Here is a 24146-nt window from a genome sequence, read left to right on the forward strand (position 1 = left end):
GCTCACTATACTTATGACATAATGACCGATAAATTAGCCATCCGTAACATGACAAGATACCTCATGTAATAAATAAGAAGAGAACACCGGGATGAAACGCCACTTCGAAGAGATGCAGATCGGCACGCTGGAGCTGTTTTGCCAGGCCGCAGAACAGTTGAGCTTCAGCGCGGCGGCCAATTTTATGGGGATCACGCCCGCGGCGGTCAGCCGCTCCATCGCTCGCCTTGAAGAGCGTTTAGGCGTACGCCTGTTCGTGCGTACAACACGTCAAATAAGATTAACCGAGAGCGGGGAGCGCTACTTCCGCCAATGCCAGCAGGCACTGCAGCAGCTCAGAGAAGCCGAGCGAGAAGTGACTGGCGCGCAGATAGAACCCGCTGGCGTGCTGCGAATTAGCCTCCCCACGCCCTATTCTCATTACCGCGTGCTGCCGCTGCTACCGGAATTCAGGCAGCTTTACCCCCGCGTCTCAGTGCAGGTTCACATCAGCAACCGCAACATCGACTTTGCCGATGAAAGTTACGACATTGCCATTCGCGGCCGCTCGCCCCAGGACTCATCGCTTATTGCCCGCAAGCTTGAAGATGCGGAGCTTATCACCGTGGCTTCCCCGGCCTATTTAGCCCGGGCGGGAATACCCAAAACGCTGGACGACTTAAATCACCACGAGTGCATCCAGTTTGAACTGCCGAGCACAGGGCGAAAAGTCCCCTGGACGTTTAGCGTCGACGGCAAAGATACCGACATTTTTACCCAAGGCGGCTTTACCTGTGCGGAAGATGTGTTGGGGATTGTGACGCTTGCCAGAAGCGGCGCGGGCCTGATTCAGACCTACCGATTTATTCTGGAGCAGGACGTGGCCGACGGAACGCTGGTTGAGGTGCTGCCGGAGTACGGCGGCACCTCCCGACCATTTATTTTACTCTACCCTCACGCCAGGCATCTCTCTTTACGCGTCAGGAGCCTGGTTGATTTCTTAGTCCAGCGGCTTGGAACATAGCGCCAATCGCCTGCTGCAGCCAGGCCAGCACCTCCGGTGTCATCCAGGTGCCTTTGGCAAGCTCGGGTTCGTTCGCCATCGCGGTGCGAAATTTTTGCTGCGTCTGCGGCGACGGCCCGGCAAACGACTGAAACAGTTCCAGCCAGCGGCGTGCGAGCTGCTGCGCCTGGTCTGAATCAGGTTTCACGCCTTCGGCATTGGCCTTTCTCACTGCAGCCACCAGCGGCGGCCATTCCTGCATGCGATCGAAATAGTGGCGACTGGTGAAAGCAAACTCCTCATCGTTAAGATAGCGCCGGTAAATCTCCAGCTTGCTGTGACCGAATGCACGGGTCACATAATCGGTCAGCGCCGGAGAGATCCCGGTCTGGCGGGCCATGCCCGGCTCTGCCTGATGCATTTTGTTCAGGCGAACCAGAAAATCAGGCTCACCCGCCGTGTCACGCTCCAGGATTTCCATCCAGTGCGCTGCAAGCCGCTGGGCGCGCTCATCCGCCGGTGGAACACCCTGGGCATGAAGCCCGGACATCTCGTCGACCAATTGTTTCCACTCCCCGTCACGGCGGCTATCAGCCTGCGCAAAAGGCAGGCGCTCTAACTCTTCTTTTGAAAAATAGCGATCGTACATCGTCATTAACTCCAGCGTAGTCAGCCATTCCTCGAGGTCAGGTTCTGCGCCGCTGCGCAGAGTTTCACGCAGCGTAACCAGTCGCTGGCGCAGCACAGTGATTTCAGCCAGCTGGCCATCCAGCACGGAGATCTGCGACTCCAGGATCTCCTGGAGCGACAGCGCCTGACGCTCAAGACAGTCGCGCACCTCGCTCAGGCTCATTCCCATCCGGCTCAGTGCCTGAATATGATGCAGCCGGGCGATATCCAGCCGGTTATACAGTCGATAACCCGCAGCGGTGCGGGCAGAAGGCAGCAACAGGCCTATTGCTTCATAGTGGTGTAGCGTCCGTACCGTGATCCCGGCACGCTTTGCCAGTTCACCTACTTTGAACAACATGTCCTGCTCCTTTTGGCTTCTGCTGAGAGGGAGTGTGCAGCCTCACGTTACGTGAGGGTCAACCCGTTAAGCATAAAAAAAACGGCCCCTGAAAAGGAGCCGTTTCTCAAAATCTGCTAAATATTAGCTGTGGCGATGATGTTCGTCCCGGCGGCAGCGTTTATCGTAGTGGCGTACCCACCAGTAACGGTCGCAGACCTGTTCACGTCCGCCAATGCGCGCGCCTGCAAGCCAAAGTACGGCCCCAACGAAGATGCTCAGCACGGCGCCGTGGGCGAAAAACTGCGGCAGGTTTAGCTGCGGGAGCTGGTTCAGAATTGAATAGCCCACGCCGACCACCATCACAACCAGTCCCAATCCCATGAGGACATTACCGAGTAACGAAGCGTTTCTGCGTTTCATATGTCACCTCCGCACTATTACGGGTCGGTGGGGAACATCCCCTATCCTTGTGCCTAAAGTATAGACAATGCCCCTAAAGAGCGTGTGCGTGAGCGATCACAATTACGAATGAAAGACCTACAAAAGTTTACAAATAAGCGCCTGAGTTACTTGAAATTCTAATGGTTCAGATCCTCAACTATTCAAGAATGTGTCGGCGGGGGGATTGGACTTTGTCAACGTCGCCCTCGCGCAGTAAACTACGCGGCTGTGAACGGTTTTCAGGAATTTAAACGTGAGCATTAAATTAATTGTCGGCCTGGCCAACCCAGGCGCTGAATATGCAGCGACCCGCCATAATGCCGGGGCCTGGTATGTGGATTTACTGGCCGAGCGCCACAATCAGTCGCTGAAAGAAGAAGCAAAATTCTTTGGCTATACCGCCCGCATTAATCTGGGTGGAGAAGATGTTCGCCTGCTGGTTCCGACCACGTTTATGAATCTCAGCGGGAAAGCGGTTGCCGCCATGGCCACCTTCTTCCGCATTGCCCCGGACGAAATTCTGGTGGCACACGATGAACTGGATCTGCCGCCGGGCGTGGCTAAATTCAAACTGGGTGGTGGACACGGCGGACACAACGGCCTGAAAGACATCATCAGCAAACTCGGCAATAACCCGAACTTTCACCGGTTACGCGTGGGGATTGGCCATCCGGGCGATAAAAACAAAGTTGTCGGCTTTGTGCTCGGCAAACCGCCGGTCAGCGAACAGAAGCTGATCGACGACGCGGTGGACGAAGCGGCGCGCTGCACCGAAGTCTGGCTAAAAGAGGGCCTGACTAAAGCCACCAATCGTCTGCACGCCTTTAAAGCACAATAACCGGCCTTCCCCTTACCGGGAAAGGATTTCCACGCCCGCTGGCGGCGGTTTCAGTGTATAATGCGCAAAGTTATCTACATTTTTTCAATGAAAACAGTTAAATTCATTGATAATCAAGCAATTAAGGTGATTTAAACCATGGGATTCAAATGCGGTATCGTCGGCTTGCCGAACGTTGGTAAATCCACGCTGTTCAACGCCCTGACCAAAGCAGGTATCGAAGCGGCTAACTTCCCGTTCTGTACCATCGAGCCGAACACGGGCGTGGTGCCAATGCCGGACCCGCGTCTGGACAAGCTGGCCGAAATCGTTAAACCGCAGCGTATTCTGCCGACCACCATGGAATTCGTGGACATCGCCGGCCTGGTAAAAGGCGCATCTAAAGGTGAAGGCCTGGGCAACCAGTTCCTGACCAACATCCGTGAAACCGAAGCTATCGGCCACGTGGTGCGCTGCTTCGAAAACGACAACATTATCCACGTAAACAATAAAGTGGATCCGGCTGACGATATCGACGTTATCAATACCGAGCTGGCGCTGTCTGACCTGGACACCTGCGAGCGCGCAATTCACCGCGTGCAGAAGAAGGCCAAAGGCGGCGACAAAGACGCTAAAGCCGAGCTGGCCGCGCTGGAAAAATGCCTGCCGCAGTTGGAAAACGCCGGTATGCTGCGCGCGCTGAAAAATCTGACCGAAGAAGATAAGGCAGCGATCAAATACCTGAGCTTCCTGACCCTGAAGCCAACCATGTACATCGCCAACGTTAACGAAGACGGTTTTGAAAACAACCCGTACCTCGATAAAGTCCGCGAAATTGCCGCTGGTGAAGGTTCCGTTGTGGTTGCCGTCTGCGCCGCCGTTGAATCCGACATCGCCGAGCTGGACGACGCCGACCGCGAAGAGTTCATGGACGAGCTGGGTCTGGAAGAGCCGGGGCTGAACCGCGTGATCCGCGCAGGCTACGAGCTGCTGAATCTGCAAACCTATTTCACCGCCGGCGTGAAAGAAGTGCGCGCGTGGACCATCCCTGTTGGCGCTACAGCACCACAGGCGGCGGGTAAAATCCACACCGACTTCGAAAAAGGCTTCATCCGTGCGCAAACCATCGCCTATGAAGACTTTATCACCTACAAAGGCGAGCAAGGCGCGAAAGAAGCCGGCAAAATGCGCGCCGAAGGCAAAGACTACGTCGTGAAAGATGGCGACGTGATGAACTTCCTGTTCAACGTCTAAATAAAATTTGTTGTCTCATGAGGTTTCACTGAATCTCATAAGAATCACAAAAAACTATAAAATCCACGCAATTGCGTGGATTTTTCATTTCATGGAGTCTCAACTCATCTCGTAAGAGCGCTGTCAAAAATGAGTACATGGATGAGTACAACATTCTTCCATCTTCATTTTAAGTGAGTACAATAACGGTATAATAAATAAACAAGGCCCCGTTATGCTCACCGATACGCAATGCCGCACTGCCAAGCCGAAAGAAAAACTCTATCGACTTAATGATTTCAACGGTCTCTACCTCGAAGTGAAACCCAATGGCAAAAAGGCCTGGCGCTATCGGTTTAAACTCAACGGTAAATCCAGCATGTTTGCGCTAGGTGATTACCCGACGGTCAAACTTGCCGAAGCTCGCGAGAAATGCGAGCAAGCGCGAAAGCAGGTCGCGGATGGAGTTAGCCCAACACAGGCTCGTCAATTAGATAAGATTCGCAAGATCAACGACGCATCCAACACCTTTGAGCTAATGGCCAAAGAGTGGTTGCAGATGAAAGACTGGGCCGAAATCACCAAAACGCGCCGACTGGATATGCTTGAACGAGTGGTTTTTCCCACAATCGGTAAGCTCCCTGTCAGAGAGATCACCCCACACCACATTCTTAAAATTCTTCAGGAAACTGCTAAACGAGGAGCACCGACAGTTGCCGCTGAAGCCCGTCGAACCATTTCATCAGTTTTCGAGTTGGCAGTAGCGACACTTAGAGCTGATAGTGATCCTGTTTGGTCTGTGCGTAAGGCCCTTCCGGCCAATAAGACACAGCACAAACAAGCACTGAATCCTCAGCAAATCGGAAAGTTATTAAGCTGTTTTGACAATAGTCGTGGCTCGTATCAGGTTAACTATTGCATGTGGCTTATGTGGTGGACATTGGCGCGTCCTGCAGAAGCCACCGAAGCAGAATGGACAGAATTCGATCTCGATAACGCCCTGTGGACCATTCCAGCAGCGCGAATGAAAGCCCGCAGAGAACACGTTATTCCCCTGCCCTCTCAAGCTGTCAAAACTCTTAGAACGCTACAAGGATTAACCGGACATCGGCAGCACCTTTTCCCGGGCCGAGATAACCCACGTGGCCCGATGACATCGCACTCTCTGCGCCAGCTACTTAAAAGCCTCGGTTGGAGTGGCATTTATAGCCCCCATGCTACCAGAACTACAGGAAGTACGCGTTTAAACGAAATGGGCTATCGACCTGATGCTATTGAAGCTCAACTTGCTCATGCTGACATCAACAATGTTCGTCGCACATACAACCATGCAACTTATCTTGATGAGCGTAAAGTGATGATGCAGGAATGGGCTGATATGTTGGACAAATGGGTAGCAGGATTCGAGTAGAACTTACTGCACTTAGTGAACCACGAGGATAGAACTCATTCTTCAGGGTCCACTTTTGTGCCAAGAGTGACCCTGACCCGAAATCCTGCTCCATTCAGAAACAGAATTCCGGCATGATCTACACTCCCTGAACGGAGGTGGTGCCGATGAAAAAATCACGATTCACCGAAGAACAGATTGTTTTTGCCCTGAAGCAGGCTGAACTGGGGACGTCCGTGCCGGACGTCTGTCGCAAACTGGGCATCTCCGATGCCACGTTCTATACGTGGCGCAAGAAATACGGCGGGATTTCTCCTTCGGAGCTGAAGCACATGCGGCAGCTTGAGGAAGAGAATCTCAGGCTGAAGAAGCTGGTTGCCGATCTGAGCCTCGACAAGGCCATGCTGCAGGATGTACTGGCAAAAAAGACCTGACGCTGGCGCGTCTGCGTGAATGGGTCCGGGACTTGCAGGCACGCTACGGGGCCAGCGAGCGGCAGGTCTGTTTTGCGCTACGGATCAGCCGCAGCTCTTTCCGCTATCGTTCTGTGGCAGCAGACGACAGTGCGCTACGCCTGCGTATCAGGGAGATCACCGAAACCCGGGTCCACTATGGCTACCGCCGGGTTCACGTCATGCTCAGGCGGGAGGGCTGGCGGGATAATCATAAACGCATTTACCGGCTCTACAGTGAGCAGGGGTTGTCCCTGCGTCTCAAACGCCCGCGCCGGAATAAATCGGCACAGCGTCGGCAGCCCCAGCCTCAGGGGTTGTATCCGAATCATATCTGGGGCATGGACTTTGTCTCTGACGCCTTATTTGACGGGCGTCGGTTACGTCTGCTGACGGTAATTGATCTCTACACCCGCGAATGTCTGGGGATCTGCGTGGGCCAGAATCTGCGCTCAACGGAGGTCGCAGAGATGCTGAACACCATTGCGCTCAGACGGTCCTTACCACAATTACTGAAAACCGATAATGGCTCTGAATTTGCAGGGAAAATGCTGGACAAATGGGTATATGAACGAGGGATCCGTATAGACTTCTCACGCCCGGGAACACCGACGGACAATGCCACTGTGGAGTCGTTTAATGGCAGGCTGCGGCAGGAATGTCTGAACGAGAACTGGTTCATGTCCCTGGAGGATGCACGGTGCAAAATCGAGGCCTGGCGCATACACTATAACCAGAGACGTCCCCATTCTGCGCTGGGCTGGATGACGCCATCTGAATTTGCCGAGAAGTCTGTCGGTTGCAAGAATATGCAGCCAACATGAGGCCGGTTATTCCTGATTATGACTGGAGCATATTCGGGGTCAGGGTCACAAGGCCGGTTATTCCTGATTATGACTGGAGCATATTCGGGGTCAGGGTCACAAACCGACATTACTAACTGATGCTTGTATCTAATACTGGGGGCGGGTCAAATGGACCATTCATCATAAGTCTAACCAGACAGATACATGTAGAGTCAGCACAATCGCAACTGCTGTCGATACTAAACGAGATTTAACCGATGTAACGTGTAATGTACAATTGTAGTCGATAGTGTCGTCATTATTCAGGTCAGGAAGATGTCACACCATGGATGCCCCCGCAACTGTTCGAAGAAGAAGGCTTAGTGTGCCTCGTGTCAGAAGCATGGAAGACAGCATCATAATTCGCCCATCATCGCCGTTCACCGCATCGGGAACCGCCGCACGCATATTTTCATCGAAGTCAATCGAGCCACGGTCAAACACTTTATGGTGAATCGCAAAAAGCGCCAGACCGTTGGGTACTTCGATAGAGGCACGATAATGTCCTGCAGTCGCTGTTCCGCCGGGCCTTGCAACAACCCGGTAAAAAACTCATCGTTCTGCATCTCTAAGGCTGTAATGAAAATGGCTGTGACAGTTGTTCGGCAAATACTGCCGTTTACAGGAGCACCATCATGAATACCTGCGCTCGTTACGGGAAAAATATGCGCAGCCAGTTCGAACTCCATCAGAAGACAAAGCGCAGAAGCCTTGATTAATCGTCAGCAGGATATCAGCATCATTGCCGACAGAATTCCCGCACTGGCCGTACACCGAGGAGAATGGGAATATGCCATGATGCTGACGATTTCGTTTAGTGCCAACGTTGCCGTCATGTCACTGAAAACATCCTCGTCCGCCAGAGGCTGGAGTTGTCCGGAAATGAATAACTGATGTTTACTGACAGCACTACACACTGACAGATTACGTCAGTCGCAGTTGGTATGTTACCTAAATTCAGATTCATACTGAGGGATCGCTCAATGGCGAAAGGTTCCTAGAATGCCGCACCGCTTGCAATCATCATAGCGATTCACACTTCGTCGTTTTTTCTCGTTCTCTCTTTTGGGTATTATTATGATACCATCATAAAAACAGGTAGTTATACCAGAAGTCAGCATTCTTTAGAATGCATGAAAGATCCCCAAATAAGGTGTTTAATTGCCCCATTTAGGAATCTAACAAATTGTTATACGTAATTCCAGTGCATGCTAATGCCAGCTCTATATAACGAACCATCAATCACACGGATGGATTGAATGAAGTGGTCAGTTTTACCTTCGCTTCACGACCCCGTGAACTGATTTAGGGGGAGAATATTGAGAATTCAATGTAGTGGAAACTCAAAGCGCCAGTTCTAGTGTACAGACTGGCAAAAAAACAAAATGACTGGATCAATACGGATATGACTGATAACACACAGAAAAAAAACAAAGAGACGAACGAAATCATCATCGACTTGTTCGCCCCCAATCTTCCGGGCAGCACCAAAGAAGGCGATTTAATCCAGAAAGCATTACGTGATCAGCTGGTTGAAAGTATTCGAAGATCAATTTCGCTCCCCAAATCCAACGACACGTCAGGGGTTTCCCGATTTATTGATGAATCAGGCCGCAATGTGTTCTTTGTGGATGGTACTCGCGGTGCCGGTAAAACCACTTTTATCAATAGCGTGGTAAAATCCCTGAACAGTGACGAAAATGATGCCATTATCACCATTAAGTGCCTTCCGACTATTGACCCCACTAAACTGCCGCGTCATGAACCCATTCTGGTTACGGTGACAGCCCGTCTGAACAAAATGGTGTCCGACGAGTTAAAAGGATGCTGGTCGTCGAATGACCATAAAAAACAAAAGGAACATTGGCAGAGTCACCTTGGACAGCTCCAGCGTGGTTTACATCTGCTCACCGACAAGGAATACAAGCCGGAATATTTCAGTGACGCTTTGAAACTGGACACCCAACTTGATTACTCCATCGGTGGTCAGGATTTATCAGAGATATTTGACCGGCTAGTTGAACGTGCGTGTGAAATTCTAGGCTGCAAGGCCATTTTGATCTCGTTTGATGATATCGATACTCAGTTTGATACGGGTTGGGACGTACTTGAATCTATTCGCAAATTCTTTAATAGCCAGAAATTGGTGGTGGTGGCTACAGGTGACTTGCGCCTTTATTCCCAGTTGATTCGCGGCAAGCAATATGAAAACTACGGCAAGACTTTGCTCGACCAGGAAAAAGAGAGTGCCCGCTTAGACGAACGAAGCTATATGGTGGAGCACCTTGAACAACAGTATTTGTTGAAACTATTCCCTGTTCAGAAACGTATGCAGTTGAAAACAATGCTACAACTAGTCGGCGAAAAGGAAGGGGGCGGTGAAGAAAATATTAAGGTTAAGACTGAACTTAATATGAGCGATAAAGATGCTATAGAAGTTCGTAATGCTATTGGAAGTGCTGTTATGGAAGGACTGAATCTGCGAGAAGGCTCGGATGCAGATATGTACGTGAATGAACTACTGAAACAGCCAGTTCGTTTATTAATGCAGGTACTACAAGATTTCTATACCAAAAAATATTATGTCAAATATAATAAAAATGAAGGTGAACCATCAATTCCGCATTTACTAAGAAATTCTTTGTATGGAGCGATGCTTAGTAGCATTTATCGTGTGGGCTTAAATTATGAACAACATCGTTTTGGCATGGATTCACTATGCAAGGATATATTTACCTATGTAAAACGGGATCGTGATTTTAATACTGGATTTTACTTGCGGCCTCAGTCTGAGAGTGAAGCGTTAAGAAACTGTTCTGTTTACTTAGCTTCTCAGGTAAGTGAAAACTCTCAAGGAAGTCTGTCTAAATTCCTACAAATTCTTTTGATTGGTTGTGGCTCCGTCAGCATATTCAACCAATTTGTGGCCGGGCTGGAGCATGCTGGCAATGATAGTGACAAATATGAACAGCTTGTTAGTGAATATCTAGCCTATATGTCTGTGGGTAGAAATGAAAGTGCGTCCCATTGGGCTAACCGATGTTGCGCTGTGGTTGCAAACAACCCCAATGATGAAAAGGTTGGCATTTTTCTTGGCATGGTACAGTTAAACCGTAAATCACGCCGAAACATGCCTAAGGGATACAAAACATTTAACATTGATACTGAGAACGGCTTAGCAAAAGCTGCAATGGCAGCTTCATTGAGTTCAGTTGCTTCAAGTAATCTCATGGATTTCAGTAGTATTTTTAATCTGATTGGTGCTATTGCTGATATCTCTGCATGCCATAGTGGAAATACTGCCTTTGCTAATGCGTTTAATAAAGCTATAGCACAGCCAACATGTATCGTTCCTCCATGGAGTGATGCTGCTGCTCGTGCAGAAATGAAAGGATCGAATAAAAGCACTGATAATGTTATTCCATCTTCAGATTTTGAAACTGATACTAATGATGACCTAAAAGGAAATGCAGATAGTCAAGAAGTCCAGGCGCAATTTCCTGGTGCTATAAAAAGCCTTGAGAATTGGCTTGGAAAAGTGGAACTAATTGAGCCATCAATCCGCCCATCAGGGCTATTGATTGGTAAAGTATGGACTCGGTTCTATTTCAATCTGAATAATGTGGTGGACCAACATAAAATCAGAATCGATAACAACTCACATACTGGACGAAAAGCCAGCCAATCAAATGCTGCAAAGATTATGCGTTTTAATGTATTAGCTTTTCTACATGCAGTTTTAGTTGAAGAAAGTTTATATCACTCTGTAAATCAGGAAGAATATCTTGGTGAAGGTTTAAGATTAAATCCAGTTACTTCGGTTGATGAATTTGAGAAAAAGCTAAAATCGATAAAAAATTATCTGCAACAAAACAATGAATCATGGAGTGAGAATCATCCTTTATTTTACTTGTTGATTAACTGCCCTATTCTCCACCCATTCATCTTTCCTTTGGGTGGGGTTAATGGGTCGAAAAAACCCTATGCAAAAGAGGAAAGTTTTCGCAAACTTATTTCAGAAATAATCGATTCTGATATAACCAATAGTGATTTGTTATCTGAAAATGAATTTAGCGATTTATTTAAAAATGATGAACCAAATGAAAATATTGATCTGAAAAATTTCGGTAAAACAATAATATCACTTAATGCAGCCACAATCGCAGGAGCAAATTACGCTAACTCTAGATCAGACGATGGAAGTAGTACCGCTTCTTCGAATGATAATGCTGGCGAAAAATGATGACCTCCGTATAAGGATTAGAAATGGAAAGATTTCTTCTTAATTCAACAGCATTGTTGCATCGTCTGAGTGTAACTGCATTAAATGAGGAATCACTTGATGACAGGGTGGAGACATCCGTGTTCCTTGCTCAATACGAACAAACGCGTAGTTTGCCTGATCATGTAGCTAAATCGGCTTGGTCATCGTTGATACAGAAACTTAAACAGCGAAACATGAAACTCGGCCCAATTGCTGCTTTACGCTTGATCGCTGAAAAATTTGTTAAAAACGAGAAAGATGGCCCCAAAACCGATCTTACTTTGTTCTCGGAATGGCAAACTCTCATGAGCCGAGTCTCGTGCCTGCCGGTTATGGCATGTCATCAGGTATATAACCCTGAGCCTGCCAGCCGGGAATATCGTTTTCGCTGGCCTTTGTACCCTTATCACCCGGCAGTTGAGGACTACATTACCCGTGAACGCCTGCACGAAACTCACCAACATCTGAATGGCAGTACCAGTGCGGAAGAGTGTTGGCTTGATGCACTCAAGCACCCTGAAGTAACCGTCAGAGATTTCGAGAAGGGATGGGGTTCTCAAGAGACGAAACAACTCTGTGCCCAGATTGATCCCTCCCTGACGCCGGCCGTATTCAGGGACCGTTTGCAGATAGCCTGCAATATTCGAGAAATTCTTTGTCGGGTAGCTCAGGGCATGGAATTGCCTGAGTGGATGACGTCATTGCAACACCCTCTGCAGTTGGCGGATAACACAGTTCTGCATCAGGACAAGGAGTATGGGTTTGCGACGGTTTGGCCAACAGACGACAAATACAGTCAGGAGTCTGAATTTTGCTGGCTAACTGGGTTGTTGGAAAAATGGCGGTATGGTGCGCCAGAAGGATTGGAACGACTGCTTTGGATTTACCTGCTGATTCAGAATCAGTATTTAACCCTGCTGGTTCAGCGAGACGATTTTTTCGGTTTTGATCAATTCCAGAAATACACCATGACGGAGTTGAGAGAAGAAACCGAGAAATCTTATTTGTCTCGTTTCAAACATGCACATGGTACCGGCATGTATTCTCAGGTGCGCTATCTGGAAGGACGTTTTGCCCCGAAGAGCGATCTCAGCAAAATGCAAAAACTGCTCTTTAGCGTTTTGCGTGGGTACTGGGAGTACCTTAAAGGTCAAATGACCGTTGACTGGGAGCATTCCCAGCCACTAAATATCACTCAGGTGCTCGATAATCTTGAGCAGGTTAAGCCTGACAGTAAATGTGCCGAGCTGGCGCTGGTGCCGCACTTCATCAAGAAAAAGTCCAAAAAGGATGAAGTCTATCCCTACGCGTTGCTATTCAAGGATTTGAAGAATCAAGCAGCTATCCTGATGGACATGCTAAAGTATGAACCGCGTCTGACACGCTGGATTCGAGGAGTTGATGCCGCTGCTAATGAGATGCACGCGCCACCAGAGTTGTTTGGCCCCTTGTTCCGAGTGCTAGCCAAATCCGGAATTGCTCATTTTACCTATCATGTTGGCGAGGACTTTCCGCATCTGATCAGTGGTATTCGATCAATTGATGATGCCTTGAGGTTTTTGCCGCTGCGTAATGGCGACCGTCTTGGTCACTGCACGGCTATTGGTATCACGCCTGACATCTGGAAACGCTCTTTACCATCGTTTTTGTCCATGACTAAAGAGACGCGATTGCTCGATTTGGTGTTTATCTGGCGGGAACTTCGAAGTCATCCGGAACTGCTTTGTTGCGCCAGTGATGCTGAGATTAAAGCGGTTCGTTTGGCCCAAGAGGTGTTTGAACTGGAAGAAGAAATCTCGATTACCACCCTTGACCAGGTGTTTGAGTTGCGGGGGGTGTTGGCTGAATCCGAAGGTCTGCTGGATGAATTGGATGGGCCGTTAAAACCCCAATCCCTCTGGTTGGAAGAGTTCGAACATGCTAGAGAGTTGGCTAAAAATGCAGGAATGAAAAGGCCACTAAAGTTGTATAAGCAATGGCTTACATCTGACAATGTGCGAAAGCAGCGTGCAGAATATGTTGAAGTTGCTCTAGAATATTTGCCAAATGAGGCGGTTGTTGCATTACAACAAGCTGTGATGGCAAAAATGGCAGGCCGAAACATTGCGATTGAGTGCCCTCCGACCAGCAACACCCGTATCAGTCAGTATCGAGATGTCAGCGAACATCATATCTTTCGCTGGATGGGCTTGCCGAATGAGGTGATTAACGGTGATGTCCCTATGTCTATTTGTCTAGGATCTGATGATCCGGGGATCTTCGCAGCGGATTTGAAATCCGAGTGCTATCATCTGTTCGTTGTGTTAACTAGAAAGTTCGGTTTGTCTCCAGCGGAGGCTTTGGGAAAGGTTGCGGAGGTGAACGAGAATGGACGAATTTATCGCTTTCACGATATCAGGTAGCGCTCATACATCGAGGGTTTGGAGATATAGCACTTTGTCAAAACTATTTCTGTCTATCAAGCAAGACAATACTTATTAGTAGTAGATAAATGATCAATATACATACAAAACAATGGTCAGGCTAATAATAAAACTTTAAAAACAAAAAATATCCAAAACTATAAATACTGGATCAGAAGATCCAGCATTTATACCGTTACCCTTCTTTTACTATCGGCAACACATCAGCACCAACCGCCGCGCTTTACGCATTTTCTCCAACGCACCAAGTTTCTCAATTTTACATAGAACGTTCATGAGTTCTAGATGTTTTGTAAATAGACCTATTTTAGTTCCACGAACCTTTTGAGATTTCCGTGAATTCGTGGGGGCGGATTCCAGCAGTTGTTTCGCTTCATCTTGGCTTTGTGCGCAGTCAACTTATCTTGACTGGTATGAATCCATTCAATCACCTGTGAGGTAGACAGGACAAGCTAGCCATTGCCCCCAGAACGGTCGTTGCCATGTTGCATTTGTTTAGTAGCTTCAACGTCAATCTTGCTACTGGAGATCACTGCCTCCCCCTTCACCACCCAGTCATAGACGGTCTGGCGGCTTACACCAAAGTGATGGGCATAAGCTGCATTAGTTAACAACAGATACATGCTATAGAAATTAGTATGCCCAACTACATTATAAGTTTCCTTAAGAAGCGTATTTCTACTCTTTATTAATAAATTCATCTGGAAGTGATAAATGGAGACTGTAGCGCACCGGGTTCTCTTTCACTGGATTTTTATTAAAAACTATTTCATATTTTGGGAATGTAGGGAAAGCCAACGTCACACATGACAAAAATACTTCTTCGAAGAATGTAATCAGAAACCAAAGTATTTCATTTGCTTCTTCATAAACACACTTAAATCCCTGTCCTTTTAACCCCCATTTGGGAGGATTTAATTCGTTTCCATTTTCAAATTTAAAGTTATTAACTATCAATGGAGTATCAGTTGTGGCGGCGTGTTCCTGAGCATTTCTAAGGCTATATATATGCTCACACATCGGTAAGTGCTCGTTTAGAACATTAATTAGCATTGTCGCATCCTGGTGATTTGTCTTTACATCCTGTAACAACCTATCAATTCGCCCATGCTTGCTCTTTAATGGTAAGAAAAAATTCACCATCACAGAAACTTCCTGAATGCATCGCTTAGCTGAAATTAAAAAATCCGTTGCATATCCATCAAGACCTTTTAGCTGAGGGAAGTAAGCATGAGCCTTGCCGTTCATGACATTTTCATTATCAATAAATTTATTGATTTCAATATTTGAATTATCTATTAAAGACTGCAAAGACAGCAAATAATTCAACAGAACATTTTTAATGTCTCTGGCCTTACCAATGATTTGGATGCGGTTACTATCTTCATTGGAGTAAAGTTGCCGTAAAAATTCATCAGTTAGAATTACTGTATTAGCAACCAAGGGGTTAGATGCTCCAAAATCAGAAACTTTAGTGTATATCCAAGGCACATTTTGATGTTCTCTCTCAGGATCAATACTATCTGGAGTCATGAGTTTATATGTAGATTCTTCTGTGTAAACCTCCATAAACTCACCAAAATTTATCATGGAAATTATTTCGCCCTTCTCTCCTTCAGGCAAACCAAACGAACCAGGTTCATCGCGTGAATTCATAACCCCTCCATAAACACAATACTTTTAATTATAGCATCAGTAAAAGCGCCAGTTCATGAGGCTTTTCGCACAATTAGTTACAAGGAGCTCTTTTTCACTCCCTCAATCTCCGCCTGACACACATCATCATTTGCAAATGAGTATTGGAGGTAGGCATATCCTTTTGAAGTGCTATTGTAAGCACCCCCCTTTTAGTTCCACGCAATTTTGAGATCCCAACATAAGTGACCCTGACCCCGAATATGCTCCAGTCATAATCAGGAATAACCGGCCTCATGTTGGCTGCATATTCTTGCAACCGACAGACTTCTCGGCAAATTCAGATGGCGTCATCCAGCCCAGCGCAGAATGGGGACGTCTCTGGTTATAGTGTATGCGCCAGGCCTCGATTTTGCACCGTGCATCCTCCAGGGACATGAACCAGTTCTCGTTCAGACATTCCTGCCGCAGCCTGCCATTAAACGACTCCACAGTGGCATTGTCCGTCGGTGTTCCCGGGCGTGAGAAGTCTATACGGATCCCTCGTTCATATACCCATTTGTCCAGCATTTTCCCTGCAAATTCAGAGCCATTATCGGTTTTCAGTAATTGTGGTAAGGACCGTCTGAGCGCAATGGTGTTCAGCATCTCTGCGACCTCCGTTGAGCGCAGATTCTGGCCCACGCAGATCCCCAGACATTCGCGGGTGTAGAGATCAATTACCGTCAGCAGACGTAACCGACGCCCGTCAAATAAGGCGTCAGAGACAAAGTCCATGCCCCAGATATGATTCGGATACAACCCCTGAGGCTGGGGCTGCCGACGCTGTGCCGATTTATTCCGGCGCGGGCGTTTGAGACGCAGGGACAACCCCTGCTCACTGTAGAGCCGGTAAATGCGTTTATGATTATCCCGCCAGCCCTCCCGCCTGAGCATGACGTGAACCCGGCGGTAGCCATAGTGGACCCGGGTTTCGGTGATCTCCCTGATACGCAGGCGTAGCGCACTGTCGTCTGCTGCCACAGAACGATAGCGGAAAGAGCTGCGGCTGATCCGTAGCGCAAAACAGACCTGCCGCTCGCTGGCCCCGTAGCGTGCCTGCAAGTCCCGGACCCATTCACGCAGACGCGCCAGCGTCAGGTCTTTTTTGCCAGTACATCCTGCAGCATGGCCTTGTCGAGGCTCAGATCGGCAACCAGCTTCTTCAGCCTGAGATTCTCTTCCTCAAGCTGCCGCATGTGCTTCAGCTCCGAAGGAGAAATCCCGCCGTATTTCTTGCGCCACGTATAGAACGTGGCATCGGAGATGCCCAGTTTGCGACAGACGTCCGGCACGGACGTCCCCAGTTCAGCCTGCTTCAGGGCAAAAACAATCTGTTCTTCGGTGAATCGTGATTTTTTCATCGGCACCACCTCCGTTCAGGGAGTGTAGATCATGCCGGAATTCTGTTTCTGAATGGAGCAGGATTTCGGGTCAGGGTCATAAGGACATGAAATATCAACGAATAGGGAGAACTTTCAATATTTCCGAGGGCTAACAGGGGCTATCTGCTCCTGCTCGATCCAAGGTAGATTCTTAATTTGGAGTTTCGCTAGATCTCTATAAAGCGCTAAAATAGCTGGATAGTGCTTTGCTGACTCCAGCGCCTGCATTAATTCGACTACAGGTTTATCAACGAGCTCATCATCAGCCTGAGTCAATGCTTCAGCCCCCACCCCCATCAGATATGGCTGAATATCAATATCAAGTCGCTTCGCCAAAAATGCAAGAATACGATAGCCACCGGCATCTCGATCACCCCAATGGTAAATCGGTATCTCCATACGCAGTTCAGCGATAATGATCTCTATTACATGTACCCAAGAGCGCGGCGGGAAGCCGGCGGTGTAAATAATCACACCCAAATCATCAATTTCGCGCACATACCGCTCGAAACTAGCACGATTTTCAATGAAAAGCACATAGGGTGGCCGTTGTCCCCACACAATGCCTTTGACTTCATCCGGGGAAACACCGATTCCGTAGTGGAGTGCAGATAAATCGATAATCCCCCTGCAATGCAACAACCCATTGGCTTTGAAACGCATTGGTATTGGGTATTTACTAATCCCAAAATACTCCAGCAGCTTAACCCCATCGTCAAGCAAATCCACAACATCATCGTCAATATGCGGCAACATCAACTTTCGAATAAGACCGGAAAAGCTCTTACATTCTAACTTCTTGGAGTTGCCATACAACATGGCACTGAGGGTCCGAATATCGGGAACATTCTCAGAGACAGGTAGTTGAACGATCCACTCAATAACTTTCATTGCATCAAAAAGTCGGTCTGCCTGGTTGCGATTCACACCACAAAACGTCTTGTTGCTCGACCATTCCTTGGCAATCTCCAGCTTCGTATTATCCCACCAAGGTACATTGAACACCGTTGTCTCTAAATGCCGAAATGAAACTTTGATTTCATCAGCCTGTGGTATAACTCCCTGACTATCCATTAATCTGTAGCCATCAACGATCTCGATATACTCAATATGTTTAAACGCTCCCAGCGCGACTTTACGCTGATAGTGGATATTCAAGTATGCAATGGATTCCAACGTCTTATGCAGCGCCGTTTTGGTACTATTATTGAGGGCGAAGTACCAACGATAGGCGTGATCTGTGATACGTATCCTGCACTCAAGTTCCACACCTTCTGGTTTATCTATCTTCTTGATCAATTGATTGATGAACTTCTCAACATAAGAGTTCATATCATTCAACCATCTCGGCTTTAGCTTTCAATTCAGCAGCGCGTTCAGCCACAAGCTCTGGATGGTAAACTGGATTACGTTGGTCTATAAGCTCCTGCCCTGCTTCGAAAATCTGCGTGTGGTCAATCACCACATCTCTGTCCTCACGGCAAATGGTATAAATTTGCTCCATCTCTTTACCAATTTTCAGGGTCACTTCTGGCGGGGCAGCAATCAGTAATTGCAACCCGATTTCTTTAAGAAAGGCCACTGCTGCGCTCGCATTGCCACCATCCATGTTATTGAACGCTTCATCAAGGAGTACCAAAGACGCCCCTCGATCTGAATGACCACTAATCTTGTAAACGTTCATAAAACTCGCAGCCAGCGCAATATACGCTGGTGTTTGTTGCTCTCCGCCTGAACCTGTGCTTTGCATATCTGCCACGCTGCGCTCAGTCCCGGTGTCAGGGTTACGCATCTTCATGTCATAGGTGAAGAAACTGCGATAATCACTGATCTCATTAATTAGATCGTCACCACTGAGCAATGCCTCTTTCAACAGGTCTATAGCAGGATGTTCTGATACTGTTTCGAACATTGTCCCAACTAACTCGGTCTCTTCTCTATCTGCAGTCGTAATGTACTCGTAGACGGTGCGCAAGCTCTCTATCTCGCGAACCTTGAAGTGGAAGCTGTAGATGTGGTCGTGAAACGGGACTTTCTTAAGCAAGTTATTGAGTTGATTGAAGGTATATCTCATCTGCTCAAAGCGGCTTTGAAGCTCCCCTACTATGATGCCTCGAAAGTTTTTTTCCATCTGTTCAGCAGCTTCCCGGGCCGCCTGACGATGCACTAAAAGCTGTGCTGCCAGGATACGCTCAACCCATTCCGTACAATCTGCCTCAATAAAGTGGTACGCCTCTGTATTCACGTTATCAGTTTTTGCGGCTTCAAGAAGCGCCTGACGATTCGCTATATCCTCTGCAAAGTCTGTCGTGAATCTAACGACCTTGTAATACAGATCTCCACGTGTATTGAGCGCCTTCTCCCGTTCAACCTGAGCCTCATTCTGGGCTTTGTTTCGAATCAGGGAATAGCATCCTTCTTCGCCCCCAAACTTCTGCTCATAAGTTTGCCAGTATTCATCTGCTTTGGCGGTATTGTGTATAGGAGATTTTTCTGTTTCACTGCGGATTCGTTCTGCCTCGTCCCTATTTTTTGAGAGGCTTTCAATCTCGGTGTTCAAGCTATTTAACGTTGCAATAGCGTTCTTTTGTTCGGCCGTGGCATTGATGATCGCCGTATTACATGCTTCATAATTGTCGTCAGCCTGCGCCTTTGCGACTTTGAGCTGTTCATCTTTTGATGTCAGCGGTTTCAACTGTTCCTGAGCGGCAGACAATGCTTTTTTATCTTGCATCAGGCGGATACTATTTTCCCGTACGGACGATGAGCCCTCCACAATAGATGTAGATAGCCCAGCCCAGTTGCGGTTAAGCCTGCTCAGCGTTTGTGCTGATCTCTCAACGCCAGAGAGCCGTTGTGCGAGCACATCCCGTTCATGCTCCAGGAGCTTAAGCTGCTCAGCTTTAGCCTGTTTCCCCATCAATAACCCGCGAATATGAGCGGTACCGCCCACCGTTCCACTACCGGTCGCAAGGCCTGATGCCATTAGCGCTTTGCGCTCTCTTCGTAGTTCATCGCGCGTTGCCGCCATCTTAGTTCTATCCAGAATGATGTTCATAAAACCACGAGCGATCGGATCGCTGGTTTCGATCAGCTTTGAAACCATTCTTTCAGTGGGCGCTTTGTTGGCGGCTAAAGCATGACCAGGGTTAATCATGCGTACTCGTTTGAGTTGCGGCTCTCGCTTCTGTGCAACTTCGTACACTTCCAATGCATGGTCAAAATCACGTACACTCACCACCAGTGCTTCGCGATTCGGACCCAAGTACGACTCCACTGCTTCTTGCCAGTCTCTATCAGCGATCTCACAGAGGTCACAGACGGGCATGGATTCTATTCTCTCTTGTTTGAGTAATTCGATGACCTTAGCCGTCGCCGGATTGATGTCCGAAAGTCCCTTTCTCAGCCGTTCAATACGCACCTGCAAGGCCTTACATTCATGCATGGTTTGTGTTAAGTCGTGGCTCACATTTTTATCAGCCACCTCTATACGTTCAGCTATCTCGTCCAGTAATTTTTTTGCGCTTTTAAGTTTATCGGTTACCTTAAGCGTATTCTCATGTTCCGATGCTGAGAGGCTCTCAATGCCTGCCCGATTGAGAATGTCCACGGATGTCGCCCAGTGCCGGGCTAATAGCTCGAAACTCTGGATACCCAGCGTGTCAGGAAATCGTTGACGGATAACTTCACGCACAGCATTTTGCAGTGAAAATATTCGGTTGGTAAGACTGTTTGTGGATTTAGAAACGGCGCTTTTTGCGGCATCAACGGCTCTACTCAGACTTGCAGCATCAGAATTTTGCCACGCGATCAGGGCATCATCACGACATTGTTTCAGCTCCGGCAGTCGTGGCTCTTCTCTGTCAATGGTGCGTTTAGCTGCTGTCTGGCGCTCTTGCGCAGCTATTTGAGCATCTTCTGTGCGGCCAAGTTCTTCGTTGAGCCGAACAGTATCGGCCTCTTGCGAAACCCAAAGAGCATGGTGGGCATTGGCGTAATGCCGAGTAAGCTTCTTCGCTTCGGCAATCAGTAACTCGCGCGCATTTTTGTGGCTCTCGGCACGTGCGATTTCCGCCTCAATACGCTGGTGCTCAAGAAGATCTTCGCGCAATTGATAGGTTTCAATGAGGTCGGGAGGAAGAATGAAGTCCCTGATAAATGGATCAATCGGGCTGTCCATTTTCAGTTGTAACGCATTTGATAATGTCTTAACCAATAAATCAGGTTCAATTTTGGCGCTGCGCGTCTGATTAACCGACATCGCCTCAGCCATTTTTTCACGTATCGTCCGCGCACTGTCAAGCAACTCATAGCTCATCGCACCATGACGCTCTTTGGCATCCTGTTTCATGCGGTCAACAAAGTCACGCCATGGTAGAAAGGCGTCATCCCCGGACAGTAAATCAGCTTCAGTAATGTGGCGGCCTTTAATGATATGCCCGCGGGTCTCAATGTTTGGTGACTGACTGTTGGCATAAACAGACAGTCCAAAAGCATAAGGACATTGATGATTATCGTACCAGTTTAAGAAAATGTAAGTATTGGCATTCTCACGTTGGCAACTCTTTGCATCGTTTTCTTTGAACTCGCCCAGCGCATAACTACGCGCAGAACGCCCAGAGGTTTTGGTTTCAGAGGCAGAGTTGTAGCGGGTTTTACGTTGATCCCCCCCCATCAGAACAAACTGGATCGCATCAAAAATCGTTGTTTTTCCCGCTCCGTTTTCGCCTGATACTAGCGTGGCTGGAGCATTGAGATGGATCGTCTCCAGTTCAAACAGATACCACTGCGCCAACACCACATTATGAAGAATATGTGCTTGTATGGGGTTATTCTGCACTGTCATCGTAGACCTCCAGTGTCTCAAGATCATCAGTTCCTTCGAAAACCGCTTCGCCAAACGCAGATTCAGGTGTGTAACTATCCATAAAGCGGTTAAGCATGCCCACATAGGTTTGATCGACCACACGGGTAATATTAGGGAGAACGGTCAACTCGTGGAGTTTGGTATCGGGGTCTTTAATTCCGAGTTCAATAATTCCCTTCTTCCTTAGGTTCTCCAGGGCATTATTGGTTTCTGTTATGGGGGGCATCTCCCCCCTGACATGTTCGTACTGATTAAGAAGCTCGACCGTTGGCGGTGTTACACACCCAAGCTCCGTACGTCCCATCGACGCTTCAGCGTCATACATTTTCCGTAGAATGAGCAGGAACAGCGTAGAGGTGATATCCAGTTGCTTACCAGAACCACGCGGTAAAATCCCCGCATAACCGAAGTTACGATCGTAGTACCACCCCATATCCAACCCATCAAAAAGCTTGTTAAAATAAGCCAGATTATCCTCACACAACTTGAAGTGCTCTTTTTGGCCGCGTTTACCCTTCCATACCCATTGCTTCTGCAGTAGGTATGCTGCCGTGTTACGTAAGCTATCGGCATAGTCAGCAGATGTCTTGGCCTCGATATCTTTCAACTCTCTGAGCACAATTTCACTGGTCATGTGTGCGTTTCTCCATAGTGACGATCCGACGAATTATGATGCGACGACCGGCCATCTGTTTAAGGTCCGTCCACTCCCCTTCATCGAACTCAACGCAGTACATGGACTGCAGAGAAAAAAGTGGATGAGTTTTCGATATGCCTTGTGCCAAAAGGCGCAAATGAAGCGCTGCCATCATGTCATCAGCGGTATCGATCCTAAGATCATCCGTGGTCATCTGTACTCGCTCTCCAAGATTCGATTCAATGAAGTTGGCAACACGTGTAGGGTCGCATTTCTGGAAACTGATATGTTCTTGCTTGAGCTGGTTGTATGCCCGTTTTTCCCACAACGGTTTTGGCTGTCTGCGCACCGTCGGAACAGGCAGTATTGACTTTGCCTTGGGTGTGGCCAACCGGCAATCAGCAAGGAGTTCTTCACCTATCAACGGGCTAGGTAATGAGCCTAACAAGGCTTCACTCCCGATGCGCTCAAGCAGCGCCTGAATCTGTTGCCCCATATTACTTGGGGTATGCACGGTATACTTGATCTTCTCATACATCTGCCGGGTTATACGACGAGCATAGTCCTGCGTTTTCTTGAACAGTGGAGCAATTCCGTCAAACGCTTTGCTCAATCGATCTAGATCTGCTTCCACAAGCTGAACCGAAGGATTAGAAATATCATCACGCTTATAGGCTCTAGCGCATGCTTCCAGGCGCTCTGAGCTGAAACGGATATCGCTAACTAGCTTACGAATTTTACTGGCATGAAGGTTGGGGTTTCCTTTCAGGGAGAGTTTCTCAATATTGGGTAGAAAGAGTTCGGCCAAGTATTCTTCAAAGTAAAAAGTGAAATGGCCACTACCTTGGACGGAACCACCGCTAATTGCATGGTGGATTTCGCGGATATTGCCCACGAGAGCTCTGAGTCGATTTAAGAAATCCTCCATGTCATCAGCCGCTTTGCGCACTAACGATCCGTTGGTTGGGTCTTTAACCACTTCAGAAAGGTTCGAGCGTACCGCCAGACACACCACACCTAACGAGGGATGCTCAGCACTCATATTGCCAAGGAAGTTCAACAGCCTACGAGCATCTTGCGCCATCCAGACGACGTATCGATACCCGCTCTCCTGCTCTTCTCGAATCCACCCCGTATCTCGCAACCGGTTATAGACATAATGTTCCAGAGCGGGATTTCCTATCGTTGACTCAACCGACGCTATCTCAAGGCTCAAATTCTTATTGGCGATATAGTCTCGTAGAAAGACCCGTACCTGTTGCGGCGTAGGTTCATCTACCAGTTGTGTCGGATCCAAGAAAGTATCGAGATCGACTAATAACGCAAGCATCGATCGTCCATTCTCGCCCGAGATCGGTTTAAACAGATTGGTATTGAGTGTGTTAAAGCTCACGGAATCGTCCTACGCTCTTTCGTTACTTTTTGAGTTCACCTGAAAGTACAATATAGCTATATGTATATTTTATACACCCCATTATTAAGTGATGGTAGTAGATATTTATACAGTGCCAACTTATACTTTCGGATGTCTGCACATTTAAGATATTAGAAGGGCCACTATATGCAGTACTCACAGTACATGAAACCCGCGATCGCATCAGACACGCAAACAGTCTCCGTAACGGATTTAGCCAGTAAGCGGCTAGAGACTGGGGCATACTCGCACCCTCAGTGGCTGCGTTTGTGTTACATTGAGCGTCAGTTGCTCTGGGAGCGTCGGCTAA

Annotated in this window: 15 protein-coding genes and 2 pseudogenes; 7 read left to right on the top strand and 10 right to left on the bottom strand. The window is 47.9% G+C overall.

The annotated features are described in order from the left end of the window. Positions 1–91 precede the first annotated feature (91 nt). Positions 92–1003 (top strand): LysR family transcriptional regulator, encoded by a 912-nt coding sequence (locus tag LH23_RS18305; protein ID WP_039294257.1) that lies wholly within the window; start codon positions 92–94, stop codon positions 1001–1003. Here the strand turns inward: LH23_RS18305 and LH23_RS18310 are convergent. After that, positions 960–2012, bottom strand: coding sequence for a MerR family transcriptional regulator (locus tag LH23_RS18310; RefSeq protein WP_039294260.1), 1053 nt, complete (start codon positions 2010–2012; stop codon positions 960–962). The genes LH23_RS18305 and LH23_RS18310 overlap by 44 nt on opposite strands. A gap of 123 nt (positions 2013–2135) precedes the next feature. After that, positions 2136–2414, bottom strand: coding sequence for a stress-induced protein YchH (gene ychH / locus LH23_RS18315; protein WP_008454166.1), 279 nt, complete (start codon positions 2412–2414; stop codon positions 2136–2138). 274 nt (positions 2415–2688) lie between these two features. Between ychH and pth the strand changes: the two genes are divergently transcribed. From pth to LH23_RS18340, 4 genes are all read left to right on the top strand, one after another. Continuing rightward, a complete protein-coding gene (pth, locus tag LH23_RS18320) occupies positions 2689–3273 on the top strand; it encodes an aminoacyl-tRNA hydrolase (RefSeq protein ID WP_008454164.1) in 585 nt (194 codons plus the stop codon). Positions 3274–3411: 138 nt separating this feature from the next. After that, entirely contained in the window at positions 3412–4506 is a 1095-nt protein-coding gene (ychF, locus tag LH23_RS18325) for a redox-regulated ATPase YchF (RefSeq protein ID WP_039294265.1), read from the top strand. Positions 4507–4720: 214 nt separating this feature from the next. Beyond that, a complete protein-coding gene (locus LH23_RS18330; protein ID WP_039294268.1) occupies positions 4721–5896 on the top strand; it encodes a tyrosine-type recombinase/integrase in 1176 nt (391 codons plus the stop codon). A gap of 146 nt (positions 5897–6042) precedes the next feature. Further along, a protein-coding gene (locus tag LH23_RS18340; RefSeq protein WP_374733224.1) for an IS3 family transposase occupies positions 6043–7151 on the top strand; the annotation gives its coding sequence in 2 pieces (ribosomal slippage) (positions 6043–6304 and positions 6304–7151; 1110 coding nt in all). 396 nt (positions 7152–7547) lie between these two features. On the opposite strand, the pseudogene LH23_RS24330 reads toward LH23_RS18340, so the two are convergent. Further along, a pseudogene (locus tag LH23_RS24330) lies at positions 7548–7658 on the bottom strand (HNH endonuclease); the annotation flags it as partial. A 919-nt stretch (positions 7659–8577) separates the two neighbouring features. Here LH23_RS24330 and LH23_RS18350 point away from each other — a divergent pair. Both LH23_RS18350 and LH23_RS18355 read left to right on the top strand, forming a co-directional pair. Then, the gene (locus LH23_RS18350; protein ID WP_052050337.1) at positions 8578–11415 is read left to right on the top strand and encodes a hypothetical protein; all 2838 of its coding nucleotides are present in this window, start codon (positions 8578–8580) and stop codon (positions 11413–11415) included. Positions 11416–11438: 23 nt separating this feature from the next. Then, positions 11439–13838 (top strand): adenosine/AMP deaminase, encoded by a 2400-nt coding sequence (locus LH23_RS18355; RefSeq protein WP_039294275.1) that lies wholly within the window; start codon positions 11439–11441, stop codon positions 13836–13838. A 234-nt stretch (positions 13839–14072) separates the two neighbouring features. Here LH23_RS18355 and LH23_RS24455 read toward each other — a convergent pair. From LH23_RS24455 to LH23_RS18390, 7 genes and pseudogenes are all read right to left on the bottom strand, one after another. Next, positions 14073–14150, bottom strand: a pseudogene (locus LH23_RS24455) (hypothetical protein); the annotation flags it as partial. A gap of 387 nt (positions 14151–14537) precedes the next feature. Beyond that, on the bottom strand, positions 14538–15515 hold the full coding sequence (locus tag LH23_RS18360) for a hypothetical protein (RefSeq protein ID WP_039294290.1): 978 nt from the start codon (positions 15513–15515) through the stop codon (positions 14538–14540). 273 nt (positions 15516–15788) lie between these two features. Next, positions 15789–16897 (bottom strand): IS3 family transposase gene (locus LH23_RS18365; RefSeq protein ID WP_374733224.1). Its coding sequence is split into 2 segments (ribosomal slippage): positions 15789–16636 and positions 16636–16897, totalling 1110 coding nucleotides; the frame shifts between segments, so codons are not numbered across the junction. A 114-nt stretch (positions 16898–17011) separates the two neighbouring features. After that, positions 17012–18250: a Wadjet anti-phage system protein JetD domain-containing protein gene (locus LH23_RS18375; RefSeq protein ID WP_159868352.1), complete on the bottom strand. Its 1239-nt coding sequence runs from the start codon at positions 18248–18250 to the stop codon at positions 17012–17014. Position 18251: 1 nt separating this feature from the next. Next, complete coding sequence (locus tag LH23_RS18380) at positions 18252–21764, bottom strand: SbcC/MukB-like Walker B domain-containing protein (protein ID WP_071842748.1); 3513 nt, start codon at positions 21762–21764, stop codon at positions 18252–18254. Then, positions 21748–22419: a DUF4194 domain-containing protein gene (locus LH23_RS18385; protein ID WP_039294299.1), complete on the bottom strand. Its 672-nt coding sequence runs from the start codon at positions 22417–22419 to the stop codon at positions 21748–21750. Before LH23_RS18385 ends, LH23_RS18380 begins: the two co-directional genes overlap by 17 nt. Beyond that, on the bottom strand, positions 22409–23815 hold the full coding sequence (locus LH23_RS18390) for a Wadjet anti-phage system protein JetA family protein (protein WP_039294301.1): 1407 nt from the start codon (positions 23813–23815) through the stop codon (positions 22409–22411). Before LH23_RS18390 ends, LH23_RS18385 begins: the two co-directional genes overlap by 11 nt. Positions 23816–24146: the final 331 nt, after the last annotated feature.

Source organism: Cedecea neteri, from assembly GCF_000758305.1.
Lineage (GTDB): Bacteria > Pseudomonadota > Gammaproteobacteria > Enterobacterales > Enterobacteriaceae > Cedecea > Cedecea neteri_C.

Coding starts and splice junctions, on each gene's coding strand:
- LH23_RS18355 (WP_039294275.1), top strand. CDS start 11,439: ATGGAAAGATTTCTTCTTAATTCAACAGCATTGTTGCATCGTCTGAGT.
- LH23_RS18380 (WP_071842748.1), bottom strand. CDS start 21,764: ATGACAGTGCAGAATAACCCCATACAAGCACATATTCTTCATAATGTG.
- ychH (WP_008454166.1), bottom strand. CDS start 2,414: ATGAAACGCAGAAACGCTTCGTTACTCGGTAATGTCCTCATGGGATTG.
- ychF (WP_039294265.1), top strand. CDS start 3,412: ATGGGATTCAAATGCGGTATCGTCGGCTTGCCGAACGTTGGTAAATCC.
- LH23_RS18350 (WP_052050337.1), top strand. CDS start 8,578: ATGACTGATAACACACAGAAAAAAAACAAAGAGACGAACGAAATCATC.
- LH23_RS18385 (WP_039294299.1), bottom strand. CDS start 22,419: ATGACCAGTGAAATTGTGCTCAGAGAGTTGAAAGATATCGAGGCCAAG.
- LH23_RS18330 (WP_039294268.1), top strand. CDS start 4,721: ATGCTCACCGATACGCAATGCCGCACTGCCAAGCCGAAAGAAAAACTC.
- LH23_RS18310 (WP_039294260.1), bottom strand. CDS start 2,012: ATGTTGTTCAAAGTAGGTGAACTGGCAAAGCGTGCCGGGATCACGGTA.
- LH23_RS18360 (WP_039294290.1), bottom strand. CDS start 15,515: ATGAATTCACGCGATGAACCTGGTTCGTTTGGTTTGCCTGAAGGAGAG.
- LH23_RS18375 (WP_159868352.1), bottom strand. CDS start 18,250: ATGAACTCTTATGTTGAGAAGTTCATCAATCAATTGATCAAGAAGATA.
- LH23_RS18305 (WP_039294257.1), top strand. CDS start 92: ATGAAACGCCACTTCGAAGAGATGCAGATCGGCACGCTGGAGCTGTTT.